Genomic DNA, 14,496 nt, shown 5'->3' on the forward strand with positions numbered 1-14,496 from the left:
AAAAATGAATTATCAGATTATTAATTCTTTCATTAATAAACTTGATCCTGAACTTGCCCATTCTTTAGCCATTCAATTTTTAAAAAATCTTTATATTCCACTCTTCCCATCAAAAGATGATGAGATTTTAAAGATTAATATTTTAGGAAATGAATTTTTAAACCCAATAGGTCTAGCGGCCGGATTTGATAAGAATGCCGAAGTATATGATAAAATGTTTGCTCTTGGATTTGGCTTTGCAGAAGTAGGAACTATTACTCCAAAGTTACAAGAAGGAAATTCAAAGCCAAGAGTTTTTAGATTAATAGAAGATAAAGCGATTATTAATCGTTTAGGTTTTCCAAATCAGGGTTTAGTTAAAATTAAAAGTAGAATCGAAACAAAAAAAGCAGCGGGAATTTTAGGAATTAATATAGGGCCTAATAAAGACAGCGCATCCCGCATTGATGATTATGTTGAATGTTTTAAAAATTTTCATAATTTATGTAGTTATATATGTATAAATATTTCATCACCTAACACTGAAAATTTAAGAAATTTTCACGAACAAGATAATTTAAAAAAATTATTAACTGAAATTTTAAATATAAAAAAAAATTTAAGTAGCAGAACACCAGTTGTTTTAAAGATATCACCAGACATCAATGACGCTGATATTGATATGATTTGTAAAAATGTTTTAGAATTTAATTTAGATGGATTAGTTTTAACTAACACATCGGTAAAACTAAGAGAAAATTTATTAAACAAACAAAAAAACGAAACAGGAGGATTGTCAGGCTTTCCTATCAAAGATACCTCTAATTTAATTATCAAAAAATTTTTTAAGACTATCAAAGGAAAAGTGCCAATAATTGGTGTGGGTGGAATTGATTCAGGAGCCTCTGCTTATGAAAAAATAAGAGCTGGAGCTTCTTTATTACAGCTTTATACGGGCTTAGTTTACAAAGGGCCTTTTGTTGTAACGACTATTAAACAAGAATTGGCTGAGCTATTGAGAAGAGATGGATTCCCTTCTTTACAAAAAGCGGTAGGCGTTGACAGCGAATAAATTAATTACCAAAGTCAAAATTACTAAAAAAGTTAGTCGTTTTCTAAGATTTAAATACCAAACGTTGCTAGGTTCAGAAAATATTTTTCCATCTATAAAATTAGTTGAAAAGAATAAGATTATATAGATTGCAATTTTTATATCTTGGTTTGAAAAAAAATCTAAAATAAAAGAAAAAACTGGGACTATAACGCTCAAGGTTAATAATAAATTTCTGTTATTAGAAATATTACTATTCAGAATTTTACTCCATTGACTGCCGCAAAGAAAGGCCAGAATTATATTTGCATAGAACAAATAGACATCGACAACATAATTATTAAAATTTGAAATAAAAAAAATAATCGTAAATGTAAAAAAAGGAATGAGACCAAGATATCCTAATATTGTTGCTAATTTTTTTTTTTCTATTGGCATAATTAATATTTTAATTTTTTAAAAATAAATGAACTGAAATACCCGATTAATATAGCCAGTCCTACAGCAGTTAATGCATATAATATTGGGCTAGTATTTACAAATTGATAAATAAAATCTTGAAAGAAATTTAAGTGATCTTGACTTTCTATTTTTCGAAAAATTTTAAACTTTAATTCTTCTATGAATAGAGAATAACCAAACTTCAATCCAAAAATAGTAATGATAATTGACATTAAAATTCTAAGTTCTTCATTTTTTAAATTCATTCCAAGTCTAGTTCCTAATTGCACTCCAATTACAGATCCCAACATTAGAATAGAAACTAAAATAAGATCAATATTATGATTAGTGATAGCATGAAAGAAAGTTACAAATGTCATAACAAAAATCATCACGAATAAAGATGTTCCCGGAACAAGTTTAGAAGGCATTCCAAGAACATAAATCATCACTGGAATTAAAATAAATGCTCCACCAACACCCATCATCGATGAAATGATTCCAGTTAAAAATCCAAAAAATATTGGAGGAATAATACTGATATAAAGTCTTGAAGAACTCATTCTAACTTTAAAAGGAAGTCCATGTATCCATGTGTGTTTGCGAAATTTTCGCCTTATAAATTTTTTATTTTTTATTCTGCGATATTCAGCAAGACTTTCAATGAACATTAAAAGTCCAAAACTAGTTAATAATACAAAATATAAGATTGAAGTTATTGTATTAATCTTTCCAATTTGAATTAATAATTTAATAAAATAAATACCAATGGTCGCACCAAAAAATCCTCCGCTTAAAATATAAAGACCCATCTTAATATCAACTTGTTTTTTGTACCAATGTGCAAATGTTCCAGACACAGAAGATGCTAAAATATTGTTAGATCCATTTGCAATGGCATGCATTGGCGGGATGCCAAAAAAAATTAAAACAGGCGTCATTAAAAACCCACCGCCAATACCAAGTAAACCACTTAAGAAACCTATAAAGCCGCTGATTGATAATAAATATAAAATGTTAACGTGAACTTCTACGATTGGAAGGTAAACTTGGAACATGAAAATTTTAGGTTAACCAATAATTATTGAACTAATCTTGTAAAAACAAGAAATCAATTGCTACAAATAATCTAGGATTTATAAGAAATATCTTGACGTAAATTCATCATCTAACTATATCCCTTGCAGGAGAAAATATGTCTAAACTTTGCGAACTGACAGGTAAGAGACCACAGACAGGCCATAACGTCAGTCATGCTAACAACAAAACTAAAAGAAGATTTTTCCCAAATCTTAAAAAAGTTTCTTTCAAAAGTGAAAAATTAAATCGCGATATTCGTATTAAAATTTGTACTCGTGCAATTAAAGCCGTAGACTTTAGAGGAGGTATTGATGAATTTTTGTTAAGAGCTAAAAATAAAAATTTATCACCTAGAGTTAAAAAATTAAGAAAACTTTTGTTAACAATCGTTCCCCACGTTAAAAAACCTAAAAAAGAAATTAAAGCTAAAAAAGAAACAAAAGCTAAAGTTAATTAGTTTTCTTGGTATATTCAAAAAAGATATTTTTATATTCGGCCATTATGGCCGTTGTTATTTGTTCTTCAAATTATTTAGTACAATTTCCTTTTCCATATTTTGGAATGCAAGAAATCTTAACTTGGGGCGCTTTTACATATCCAGTTACTTTTTTAGTTACTGATCTTGCAAATAGATTCTTCGGCAATCAATTTGCTAAAAAGATTGTCGTTTTTGGATTTATACTTGGGATTATTTTTTCATTTATTTTAACTTTTGAAGGATTTAATTTAATCGTTTTAAGAATAGTTATTGCATCTGGAGTTGCTTTTTTAGCAGGTCAACTTTTAGATATTAGAGTATTTAATGTTTTAAGAAATAAACTGTGGTTTATTCCGCCACTTGTCTCTTCAATTCTTGGCTCAGTATTAGATACGGTGCTATTTTTTAGTATAGCTTTTTACGGAACAGATTCTCCCTGGATAATATTAGCAGCTGGAGATTTGGCAGTTAAGTTATTTGTAGATCTTGCAATGTTGCTACCCTTTAGAATTGCAATCGCTAGATTTAGTTAATTGTTTTTTTTCTTTTTGGTTCTTCAATAAATAAATCTGCAAGCTGGTCGATTAAAGCATCTCCCAGCCCCTGTACGTCCGCAATCTTTAAAGCTTTGCTATAATAGTTGGTAACATCATGACCAATTCCAATTGCATTAATTTCAACATCTTTTTTATTCTCAATCCATTTTACGGTATTTTTTAGATGCTTTTCTAAATAGTTACCTGGATTTACAGAAAGCGTTGAATCATCAACAGGAGCTCCATCAGAAATTACCATTAAAATTTTTCTTTCCTCACTTCTTTTTTTTAATCTTTGGTAAGCCCATAAGATTGCTTCTCCATCAATATTTTCTTTTAAGATTCCCTCCTTTAACATCAATCCTAAATTATTTTTTCCTCTTCTCCATGGAGTATCGGCAGATTTGTAAATGATGTGTGATAAATCATTTAATCTTCCAGGATTATTTATTTTATTTTTTAACCACAGTTCTCTACTTTTCCCACCTTTCCAATTTAACGTTGTAAATCCTAATACCTCAACTTTTACAGAGCACCTTTCTAATGTGCGGGATAAAATGTCAGCGCAAATAGCCGCAATAGAAATAGGTCTGCCACGCATTGATCCAGAATTATCAATTAACAAAGTTACTACCGTATCTTTAAAATTTGTATTTTTTTCCTTTTTATAAGAAAGAGAGTTATGAGGATCGATGATAACTCTGGTTAGTTTTGCTGTATCAAGCATCCCTTCTTCCAGATCAAATTCCCAAGATCTATTTTGAAATGCTAACAGCTTTCTCTGCAATTTATTTGCAAGTCTTGAAATGAAGTTGTGAAAAGATTTTAATTGATTGTCTAAATTTTCTCTAAATTTAATCATTTCACTAGGATCCACCATTTCTTCAGCGTTAATAATTTTGTCAAATTTATTTGTAAAAATTTTATATTTAATCTCGCTGCTATTTTTTTTAACATTAGAAGATTTAATTTCATCATTTGAGCTATTTTCATTCTCAATTAAGGTTTCCTGTTCGCTCTGATTAGCATCAATCTCCACATCAGGAATTATACTTTCAATATTAAAGTCTTGTTTATTAGAATTTTTATCTTGGTTAATCTGATTTTCATTCTGATCTTTAAGTTTATTTTCATTCTTTTGTTCGTTATCGCTATCACTTTCGTTAGGACTTAATTTTTCTTCTAATTTTAAATCTTGAATAATAGAATTTAAAATTATCGAAAACTTTTCTTGATCAGAAATATTTTTTTTTAGCAAATCTAATTTATCTTTAATCTGCGCATCAATAATTTTATTCCAATTTTTTAAACTCTTCTTTTCTTCAATATTTAAGTCCAGATTAAGCAGGTGGTTTGCTAAAATAATATCAAAAGCCTTTTCAATGCTATTATAGATATCTTCATTTTGTTCTTTAAATTTTTTTTGGTAGTAGTTTTTAAAGTTTAAATTTATTCCTGCAAAATTTTCTGATCCTAGTTTTTCATAACGAATCTTTTCAGCACTTTTATAAATATTTTTTGCAATCATTCCTCTTGGTTCAAATTTTTTTAAAAGTTCTGAATTGCTATATTTTATTTTCAAAGCCTCAGAATCTGCAAGAGCTCTAATATTTTGATATTCGTCTATAGAATCGAAAGTAATCTTAGGAAGATTTATAACATTACTTTCTTTAGTAGGTGCGTCTGAAAATAGAATATTAAGATCTTGTTTTTTAGCTAATGCTTTGATGGTTGATGAGATGGCTATTCTAAAATTTTCAGCCTGTTTTTCATTTTCCATTTTTAAGATTTATTTTTACACTTGCAGATGTTTCAGTCAGTTCTTTGGCAAAACATCTTTGAAAATATTCAGCGATAATTGCTCTTTCTAATTCATCACAACGATTTAAAAATGATATCCTAAATGAATACCCAATATCATTAAAAATTTTATAATTATCTGCCCAAGTCATTACTGTTCTAGGGCTCATAACGGTTGAAATATCTCCATTAGCAAGACCAGATCTTGTTAGATCGGCAACCTGAATCATTTTTTGTGCAATTTTTTTTCCTTCAGCATTATTCAAATGAGGACATTTCGATAATATGATTTCAAGTTCATTCTCTTGTTTTAGATAATTCAGAGTAGTTACAATATTCCATCGATCCATCTGTCCTTGATTAATTTGCTGCGTCCCATGATAAAGTCCTGAAGTATCACCAAGACCAATTGTATTTGCTGTTGCAAATAATCTAAAATATTTATTCTGTTTAATTACTTTATTCTTATCAAGTAAAGTTAGTTTTCCTTCGCTTTCTAGCAATCTTTGGATAACAAACATAACATCTGGTCTACCAGCGTCATATTCATCAAATACTAAAGCTACAGGGTTTTGCAGTGCCCAAGGCAAGATTCCTTCTCTAAATTCAGTAACTTGTTTGTTGTCTTTTATTACGATTGCATCTTTTCCTAAAAGATCAATTCTACTTATATGGCTATCTAAATTTACTCTTATGCACGGCCAATTTAATCTTGCTGCTACTTGTTCGATGTGAGTTGATTTTCCAGTGCCGTGAAAACCTTGAATTAAAACTCTTTTATTAAAAACAAAGCCAGCAAGAATTGCAAGGGTCGTATCGCGATCAAATTTGTAAGCGCTATCCAATTCAGGAACAAATTGATTTTTTTTTGAAAAACCTTCAACCGACATATCAGAGTCGATATTAAAAGTTTGTTTTACAGAAATTTTTATATCAGGTATGCTTTCAAAAATACTATTGTCCATGATTTACGTTTTTTTGATTATTCCTTAAAAGAGTATAGGCAATTGTTATATCTTTTAATTTATTTTCAAATTTTTTATCTCCAGAATTTGTATCTGGGTGATATTTTTTTACAAGTTTTTTAAATTGTTCTCTAATTTCGCTCCATTTTACATTACTTTTTAAATCTAATTTTTTTAAAGCTTCTATTTCTTTTGAGCTATAAATTGTTTTTTTTTCAAATTGTTTAAAATAATCTGCAGGAAATATATCTTGTTCTTCCAAAATATTTCTCCATACTTTATTAAAAAAATTATCTTTTGAACCAAGTTTAGAGGTTGGCTTGTGCCAGGTAATATCTGAATGAATAAATTCTTCAATTTTGTCTTGTGACATTTCAGAGAAAAAATCCCACTCATGATTATAAATTTTTATATGTTCCGCGCAGAACCATTTATATTCGCCTACAGTTTTTGACGGAGCTTTAAATTCTCCTGGTTGTTTGCATCTTTTCCAATCACACGAATTATCGTTGGTCTTGTTGTGGATTTTTAAATGATCACCGCAAAACCATTTGTATTGTTTATTGATATCTTTCTTTATAAGACCCTGACCTGAAGCTATTTCTTTACATTTACTCCATTCACAGATCTTTCTCATTTGCGTAATTTTTTAAATTGATTAAAATTATTTTATGTCCGATCTAAAATATATTATCTTAGATAAAATTAAACAAAATATCGTATGTGAGAATGTAGAGGTGAATAATAAATCACATTTGCATCAGCATCACGCCCAGTCACCAAAAAATAATAATAGTCATTTTGAAGTGATAATTTCTTCTGCAGAACTAAAAAAATTAAAGACAATAGATGCGCATAAAAAAATATATACAATTTTAGATGAAGAGATGAAAAATATTATTCACTCTCTTGAAATAAAAATTAATTAAATTGTTCAATTAAGATTGGTTTAATATTTCTATTTAAGTCCGATGGAAAAATTTTAGCCTTTCCAATTTTACTTAATAAAATTAGGTTAATTTTATATCCTGATATTTTTTTATCATGCTTCATGTAATTAAAAATTTTAGTTACATCTTTTTTATTAAAAATATTTTTAATTTGATAATTAATATTTAACTTTCGATACAAATTTTTTATTCGTTGATGCTCATTTATATTAAGCATTTTCATTTTTATGGATAAAGAAGATGCAATCATCATTCCATATAGTACGGCCTCGCCATGAATAAGATCATTTGAATATTTTTTTACAGCTTCAAAGGCATGAGCGAACGTATGGCCAAAGTTGAGTATTGCTCTTAGATTTTTTTCCTTTTCGTCTTTTTGAACAATAATTGCTTTGCTTTTGCAACTTTCTTTAATTGCATACATGACTAGATTTAGGTCAGTTAAATTGATTATTGAATGAGAATTTTTTTCTAACCAAGAAAAGAATTTTGCATTCATAATTAAAGAGTATTTTAGTATTTCAGCATAACCCGCAACTAGATGTCTGTGTGGTAAACTTTTTAATGTTATTGGATCAATTAAAACAAGCTTGGGTTGGTAAAATGTTCCAATCATATTTTTGCCTTCACTTGAATTAATCCCAGTCTTTCCACCAATTGAAGAATCTACCTGAGCTAATAAAGTTGTTGGAACTTGAACCAGGTTAACACCTCTTTTAAATATACTGCTTGCAAATCCTGATAAATCTCCAATAACACCTCCACCTAAAGCAATCACGCAGTCATCCCGATTAAAATTATATTTAAATAATTTTTTTATTATTGCGTTGGTAAAATTCATATTTTTCGATTTTTCACCGGCACTTAAAGTAAATAAGTATTTATTTTTAGACTTTATCGAGGATAAAATAGAACGAACATAAGACTTTGGAATATTTTTATCGGTAATTAATAAAAATTTTTTCGCCTTCGGGATAACTTTTTTTATTTCAGCACCTGTATTGTTTAATAAGTTTTTACAAATAATAATTGGGTAACTATTATTATTTAAATTAACTTTAATTGTTATTTTTTTCATAAAAATCTTTAACTTTTTCGATAATCTTATTCTTGCTATTTAAATTACAATTTATTTCGTAGTTGGCCAATTTATATATCGGATCTCTAGTTTTTTTTAAATTTTTAATACTTTTTTCAACGTTATTTTGATCTACCATTGGTCTTTTTTTAGCATTACGCTGAATGCGACTAATAATCAAATCTTCATTCATATTAAGCCAAATAGATAAATACTCTTTCAAAATCTTTTTTCTGATAGCATCATTAATAAACGCACCTCCGCCTACAGAAATTATTTTTTCTTTATCATTTTTAATTTTTAAGAAAATTTTTTCTTCTAATTCTCTAAAATATTTTTCTCCATTCTTTTTAAAAATTTCAGCAATAGTAAGATTTGCCTCGTCTTCTATTAATTTGTCAGTATCAACGAATTCAATTTTTAATTTTTTTGCAACTTCTTTACCAATGGTACTTTTGCCAGTACCCATCATTCCAACTAATACTAAGCTTTTATGCGTTGCCATTATTGAATGAATAATTTATTAACATAATTCTAATTGAAATATTATATAATTAATCTGTTATGCCCTTTAGAACCTCAATACAAATTATCTTAAGTACAATCGCTATCTTGATAGCTATCCTTTGTATTCTTTATTACTTTGGTTCAAAAGATATTGTTTTAGAAAAAACAAAAATTATTGAAAAGATTCCAGTAGAGAAATTAAATATAGTTAAATAAAGGACTTATCTAGCTTCCGATCTAATAATTTCGTTATAAGCAGGAACGGTTAAAAAATCTTCAAATTGATTAGCAATCGACATTTCTTCAAACATTTTTGCGGCGCGCTCGTAATTACCATTTTCAAATTTCTGTTCTCCAACTTCTTTCTTAATCTGCACCATTTCTTCTTTAACAATATTTTTTACATATGTAGGGTCAATTGTTTTGCCATCAATAGTTTTGCATTGATGTCTGTTCCACTGCCAAACCTGCGCTCTTGAAATTTCAGCCGTAGCAGCATCTTCCATTAAATTATAAAGTGGAACGCAACCATTTCCGCCAAGCCATGCAGCTAAATATTGAATTCCCACAGAAATATTTTTTCTAAGACCTTCTTCTGTAATATCTCCTTTTTCAGCCAACAATAAATCTTTAGCTTCAATTTTTGTGTCACTTGGAACTTTGCTAACTTGATTTGCTTGTGGCATTTTTTCATCAAATACATCTTTTGCTATTTTTACTAAACCAGGATGAGCAACCCAAGTGCCATCATGACCATCATTAGCTTCTCTTAATTTATCTTGTTTTACAGCGTCCATTGCTTTTTGATTTAAAGCTTCATTATCTTTAATTGGAATTTGAGCGGCCATTCCACCCATTGCGTGAGCACCTCTACGATGACATGTTTTGATTAACAGCAAACTATATGATCTTAAAAAATGAGAAGTCATTTTAACAATAGATCGATCTGGTAATAAAAAATCTTTAAAGTTTTTAAACTTTTTAATGTAACTAAAAATATAATCCCATCTTCCACAGTTAAGACCTACGATGTGATCTTTTAACTCAAATAAAATTTCATCCATTTCAAAGGATGCAAGAATTGTTTCAATCAGAACTGTTACTTTAATTGTTCCGTGCTTGATCCCTAATTTTTTTTGTGCTTCAGTAAATACATCATTCCAAAGTCTAGCTTCAAGATGACTTTCCATTTTTGGCAAATAAAAATAAGGACCTGTTCCATTTTGCAAAAGTTGTTTTGCGTTATGATAAAAATAAATAGCAAAATCAAATATACCACCTGAACATTTTTCATTATCAACTAAGAAATGTGCCTCATCTAAGTGCCATCCTCTTGGTCTTACAATAAGCACCGCATGCTTTTCATTTAATTTATATTCTTTGCCGGTGCTCTTATCTGTGAAATTAATTTTTTTATTAATGGCATTTTTTAAATTAATTTGACCTTCAATGACGTTATTCCAAGCTGGAGTTGCAGAATCTTCAAGATCCGCCATGAAACAACTTGCCCCAGAATTAAGAGCATTGATAATCATTTTTTGATTAGTAGGGCCTGTAATTTCAACTCTACGATCTTGTAAATCACTTGGAACGCCTAAAATCTTCCAATCTTTTTCTCTAATAGATTTTGTTTCTTCTAAGAAATTTGGACGCCAACCCCCATCAATTTTTTTTTGAACTTCTTGTCTGTGCTTTAACAGCTCAAGTCTTCGAGAATTAAATTTTCGATGTAAATCAGCTACAAACTCCAAACAATCTAAAGTTAAAATTTCTTCAAATTCTTTAGAAATTTTTCCTGTTATAGTGGTATTTTTTGGAAAAGATTTCATATACGCCACAATTTATATATAAACTTTATCTGAACTCAATATGTATAAAAATAAAATTATTTAATGAATTACTTAGATTTTGAAGACGATATTAAAGTATTAGATCAAAGAGTTCAGGAACTAAAAGCTCCTTATCTTGCAAAGGGAATTACTATCATTGAAAATCCTTCAGTAGTTGATGCTGAAAGAAGATTAAATGAAGCGCTAGAGAGAGCTTATACAAATCTTAATCGCTGGCAAAAAACAAAAGTTGCAAGACATGAATTTAGACCGCGTTCTATTCATTATATTCAAAAAATTTTTCCAGATTTTACAAATCTATCTGGAGATCGATTATATGGAGAAGATCAGTCTGTGTTAGCGGGATTTGCAACTCTTGATGGGATTTCTGTTTTAGTTATTGGTCAAGAAAAGGGAAATGATACTCAATCTAGAATTCAAAGAAATTTTGGAATGATGAGACCCGAAGGATACCGCAAGAGTATGCGTTTAATGAATCTTGCAGATAGACTAAATATACCAATTATAACATTTATAGATACGCCAGGAGCTTATCCTGGAAAAGGAGCGGAAGAGAGAGGGCAAGCTGAAGCTATTGCAAAATGTATTGAGTGTTGTCTTAATGTTAAAGTTCCAATGATTTCTGTTGTTATAGGAGAAGGCGGATCAGGAGGAGCCATAGCGCTTGCGACCGCTAATAAAGTTTTGATGTTAGAATATTCTGTGTATTCAGTAATATCTCCAGAGGGATGTGCGTCTATTCTTTGGCGCGATCCTAAGAAAGCAAAAGAAGCAGCAGAAGCCATGAAAATTTCTTCACAAGATTTATTTGAAAATAAAATTATTGATGAAATTATTAAAGAGCCAAAAGGTGGAGCCCATCGAAATCACGATGAAATGGTTGCAAACGTTACATCGAGTATTAAAAAAAATTTAAATGAACTAATGCAAATATCTCCTGAAGAGCTTATTTATCAACGAAAAAATAGATTTTTAAGCATAGGAAGAGATGTAATGATTACTAAAGAAGAATTTTATAAAGATACACATATCAACACCGTTACTTTTAATCCATTTAATTGGAAATTATTACTTCAGAATAATCGTAGATTAGTTGCAACGGTTGTTATTATTGTGATTTTATTTATTTTAGCTTTAATCTTTGCTTAAAGCGCCACAGCAATTTTTATATTTTTTTCCAGATCCACAATTACAAGAAGCATTTCTTGAAATTTTTTCTTGAACAAGAGGTTGTTGCGATTGTGGTAGTCTATCTTCTTTTGTTACTTGAATATTAATTAAGAACATAATTAAATTTTCTTTAATTTTTGAAAGTAAATCTTTAAATAAATTAAAACTTTCTCTCTTATATTCATCTAATGGATTTTTTTGACCATAACCTCTAAGACCAATTACCTGTCTTAGTTGTTCAAGATACTGCAAATGGCCTCTCCATTCATAATCAAGATTTTGTAGGAAAATTCTCTTTTCAACATCTTTATTAATATCATCTCCCGCAGTAGCAATTCTTGCTTTTCTTCTTTGATCAAAGTGATCTTTTAAGAATTCTTTTTGTTCAGAACTGCTTTTTGAAAGCCAAGCATTAAAATCGTTATCATCAATTTTAATTCCGCTTAAACGCTCTGTTTTTGTTTTAATTAATTTTTTGGAATTAATGTCAGCACTGTCCCTGTAACTACGTATTTCACTAATTAAATCTTCTATAATCTCATCAAAGATATCATTCACTACATTGTAAATATTTTGATTTTTTATTACTCCTAATCTTTGTTCAAAAATTACTTTTCGTTGATCATTCATTACATCGTCAAACTGTAATAAAGTTTTTCTAATATCAAAATTTCTTCCCTCAACTCTTTGCTGTGCTTTTTCTAAGGCTTTATTGATCCAAGGGTGATCTATAGATTCTCCTTCTTTAAGACCTAGTTTTTGCAGCATAAAATCAATTTTTTCGGATCCAAAAATTCTCATAAGATCGTCTTGTAAACTTAAATAAAAAATGGAAGCGCCCATATCGCCTTGTCTTCCTGTTCTACCTCTTAATTGATTGTCTATTCTTCTGCTTTCATGACGTTCTGTCCCAATAACAAATAACCCGCCACTAGCTAATACTTTTGATTTTTCTTCTTCGTGCTCTTGTTTAGTTTTCTCAACTAAAACTTTATCATTAGTTCCGCCTTCTTTAATTTTTAGATCTAAATTCCCACCCAGCTGAATGTCAGTTCCTCTGCCCGCCATGTTTGTTGCAATGGTAACTGCACCAATTCTTCCTGCTTGGGCAATGATACTTGCCTCTTGTTCATGAAATTTTGCATTTAAAACATTATGTTTTATAGATTCGTCTTTTAAAATTTTTGAAATTCTTTCAGATTTTTCAATACTAGTAGTTCCAATTAAAACAGGTTGTTTTTTTCCATTAGCTTCTACAATTTGTTTTATAATTGCATTAAACTTTTCTTTTTCAGTTCTAAAAATTTTATCATTAAAATCTTTTCTAATCATGGGTCTATTAGTCGGTAATTCAACTACATCTAATTTATAAATTTCGTAAAATTCTTCAGCTTCTGTCATCGCTGTTCCGGTCATGCCTGAAAGTTTTTCATACAATCTAAAATAATTTTGGAATGTTATTGAAGCTAAAGTTTGATTTTCATTTTGAATTTGAACTCCTTCTTTTGCTTCAATTGCTTGATGCAGACCATCGGAATATCGTCTGCCGTCCATAATACGGCCGGTAAACTCATCAATAATATAAATTTGATTATCTTTGACGATGTAGTCTTTGTCTTTAGTGAAAAGCATATTTGCTCTTAAAGACTGATTAATGTGATGAACGATAGATAAATTTTGTGGATCGTAAAAACTAGCACCTTTTAATAAGTTTATTTTTCTTAATTTATCTTCAATAAAATCTATTCCTTTTTCCGTTAGCAGGGCACTACGATCTTTTTCATCCGTGTCATAATGTTCCTTACTTAATTGATTAACTAATTTGTTGCATAAAAAATATTGAGAAGAATTATCTTCTGTTGGTCCGGAAATAATTAAAGGAGTTCTGGCTTCATCAATTAAAATACTATCTACTTCATCAACTATACAGAAATAATGTTTTCGCTGTACCATCTCGGCAATTGAATATTTCATGTTGTCTCTTAAATAATCAAATCCAAATTCATTATTTGTTCCATAAGTAATGTCGCATTCATATTGAGCTTTTCTACTAGCATCTTCGATACCATTTACGATACAGCCAACGCTAACTCCTAAAAAATTATAAATTTTTGACATCCACTCAGAGTCACGTTTTGCGAGATAGTCATTCACGGTTACAACATGAACACCTTTTTCTGTTAAGCTATTTAAATAAGCGGGCAGAGTTGCAACCAATGTTTTTCCCTCCCCAGTTTTCATTTCTGAAATACCGCCCTGATGAAGAATAATTCCACCCAGTAACTGCACATCAAAATGTCTTTGCCCTGTAGTTCGAACACTTGCTTCACGAACACAAGCAAATGCTTCTGGTAAAATTTTTATTAAATTTTCTCCATTTTTAATTCTTTTTTTAAATTCTTGAGTTTTGTCCTTTAGTTCTTGATCTGAAAGCTTTTGGATTTGTGGTTCTAATGAATTAATTTTCTGAACTAACGGCTGTATTTCAATAAGCTTACGCTCGTTAGACGTTTTGAATATTTTTTTTAAAATGTTTAAACCAGGTATCATTTTGAGATATTACTACAGATAAATTAAATAGTATAAATTTAGCAACTACCTTATAACTGAA

At 29.4% G+C, this 14,496-nt stretch carries 15 protein-coding genes; 6 read left to right on the top strand and 9 right to left on the bottom strand.

Annotated elements, in window-relative coordinates; translation table 11 throughout:
- Window positions 1-4: 4 nt before the first annotated feature.
- Window positions 5-1,051, top strand: coding sequence for a quinone-dependent dihydroorotate dehydrogenase (locus AC8GER_RS00100; protein ID WP_506597961.1), 1,047 nt, complete (start codon window positions 5-7; stop codon window positions 1,049-1,051).
- On the opposite strand, the gene AC8GER_RS00105 is transcribed toward AC8GER_RS00100, so the two are convergent.
- Both AC8GER_RS00105 and AC8GER_RS00110 read right to left on the bottom strand, forming a co-directional pair.
- The gene (locus AC8GER_RS00105) at window positions 1,019-1,468 is read right to left on the bottom strand and encodes a DUF3429 domain-containing protein (protein WP_506597962.1); all 450 of its coding nucleotides are present in this window, start codon (window positions 1,466-1,468) and stop codon (window positions 1,019-1,021) included. The genes AC8GER_RS00100 and AC8GER_RS00105 overlap by 33 nt on opposite strands.
- A gap of 2 nt (window positions 1,469-1,470) precedes the next feature.
- Window positions 1,471-2,529, bottom strand: coding sequence for a sulfite exporter TauE/SafE family protein (locus AC8GER_RS00110; RefSeq protein WP_506597963.1), 1,059 nt, complete (start codon window positions 2,527-2,529; stop codon window positions 1,471-1,473).
- 137 nt (window positions 2,530-2,666) lie between these two features.
- Here AC8GER_RS00110 and rpmB point away from each other — a divergent pair, with 137 nt between their 5' ends.
- Together rpmB and AC8GER_RS00120 are read left to right on the top strand one after the other, a co-directional pair.
- Window positions 2,667-3,008, top strand: a complete 342-nt coding sequence (gene rpmB / locus AC8GER_RS00115) for a 50S ribosomal protein L28 (RefSeq protein WP_029167179.1) — start codon at window positions 2,667-2,669, stop codon at window positions 3,006-3,008.
- Between the two features lie 44 nt (window positions 3,009-3,052).
- Window positions 3,053-3,562, top strand: coding sequence for a queuosine precursor transporter (locus tag AC8GER_RS00120; protein WP_506597964.1), 510 nt, complete (start codon window positions 3,053-3,055; stop codon window positions 3,560-3,562).
- Here the strand turns inward: AC8GER_RS00120 and AC8GER_RS00125 are convergent.
- The 3 genes from AC8GER_RS00125 to AC8GER_RS00135 are packed head-to-tail and all read right to left on the bottom strand — an operon-like array spanning window position 3,555 to window position 6,967.
- Window positions 3,555-5,345, bottom strand: a complete 1,791-nt coding sequence (locus tag AC8GER_RS00125; RefSeq protein WP_506597965.1) for a cobaltochelatase CobT-related protein — start codon at window positions 5,343-5,345, stop codon at window positions 3,555-3,557. The genes AC8GER_RS00120 and AC8GER_RS00125 overlap by 8 nt on opposite strands.
- Entirely contained in the window at window positions 5,335-6,330 is a 996-nt protein-coding gene (locus tag AC8GER_RS00130; RefSeq protein ID WP_506597966.1) for an AAA family ATPase, read from the bottom strand. Before AC8GER_RS00130 ends, AC8GER_RS00125 begins: the two co-directional genes overlap by 11 nt.
- Window positions 6,320-6,967, bottom strand: a complete 648-nt coding sequence (locus tag AC8GER_RS00135; protein WP_506597967.1) for a J domain-containing protein — start codon at window positions 6,965-6,967, stop codon at window positions 6,320-6,322. The genes AC8GER_RS00130 and AC8GER_RS00135 overlap by 11 nt, the downstream gene beginning before the upstream one ends.
- A gap of 34 nt (window positions 6,968-7,001) precedes the next feature.
- Here AC8GER_RS00135 and AC8GER_RS00140 point away from each other — a divergent pair, with 34 nt between their 5' ends.
- Window positions 7,002-7,259 carry a BolA family protein gene (locus tag AC8GER_RS00140; RefSeq protein WP_506597968.1) on the top strand — a complete coding sequence of 86 codons (258 nt, stop codon included), beginning with the start codon at window positions 7,002-7,004 and terminating at the stop codon, window positions 7,257-7,259.
- Here AC8GER_RS00140 and aroB read toward each other — a convergent pair.
- On the bottom strand, window positions 7,252-8,358 hold the full coding sequence (gene aroB / locus AC8GER_RS00145) for a 3-dehydroquinate synthase (RefSeq protein WP_506597969.1): 1,107 nt from the start codon (window positions 8,356-8,358) through the stop codon (window positions 7,252-7,254). The genes AC8GER_RS00140 and aroB overlap by 8 nt on opposite strands.
- Window positions 8,339-8,863, bottom strand: coding sequence for a shikimate kinase (locus AC8GER_RS00150; protein ID WP_506597970.1), 525 nt, complete (start codon window positions 8,861-8,863; stop codon window positions 8,339-8,341). The genes aroB and AC8GER_RS00150 overlap by 20 nt, the downstream gene beginning before the upstream one ends.
- A gap of 59 nt (window positions 8,864-8,922) precedes the next feature.
- Between AC8GER_RS00150 and AC8GER_RS00155 the strand changes: the two genes are divergently transcribed.
- Window positions 8,923-9,081 carry a hypothetical protein gene (locus tag AC8GER_RS00155; protein WP_017970492.1) on the top strand — a complete coding sequence of 53 codons (159 nt, stop codon included), beginning with the start codon at window positions 8,923-8,925 and terminating at the stop codon, window positions 9,079-9,081.
- Window positions 9,082-9,086: 5 nt separating this feature from the next.
- Here the strand turns inward: AC8GER_RS00155 and aceB are convergent, their stop codons facing one another.
- Window positions 9,087-10,694, bottom strand: a complete 1,608-nt coding sequence (gene aceB / locus AC8GER_RS00160; protein ID WP_506597971.1) for a malate synthase A — start codon at window positions 10,692-10,694, stop codon at window positions 9,087-9,089.
- Between the two features lie 63 nt (window positions 10,695-10,757).
- On the opposite strand from aceB, the gene AC8GER_RS00165 reads away from it, so the two are divergent.
- On the top strand, window positions 10,758-11,864 hold the full coding sequence (locus AC8GER_RS00165; RefSeq protein WP_506597972.1) for an acetyl-CoA carboxylase carboxyltransferase subunit alpha: 1,107 nt from the start codon (window positions 10,758-10,760) through the stop codon (window positions 11,862-11,864).
- Here AC8GER_RS00165 and secA read toward each other — a convergent pair.
- Window positions 11,850-14,435 carry a preprotein translocase subunit SecA gene (gene secA / locus AC8GER_RS00170; RefSeq protein ID WP_506597973.1) on the bottom strand — a complete coding sequence of 862 codons (2,586 nt, stop codon included), beginning with the start codon at window positions 14,433-14,435 and terminating at the stop codon, window positions 11,850-11,852. The genes AC8GER_RS00165 and secA overlap by 15 nt on opposite strands.
- Between the last annotated feature and the right edge of the window lie 61 nt (window positions 14,436-14,496).

The sequence above is a fragment of the Fontibacterium abundans (SeqCode) genome, from assembly GCF_965235095.1.
Taxonomy (GTDB): domain Bacteria; phylum Pseudomonadota; class Alphaproteobacteria; order Pelagibacterales; family Pelagibacteraceae; genus Fontibacterium; species Fontibacterium abundans.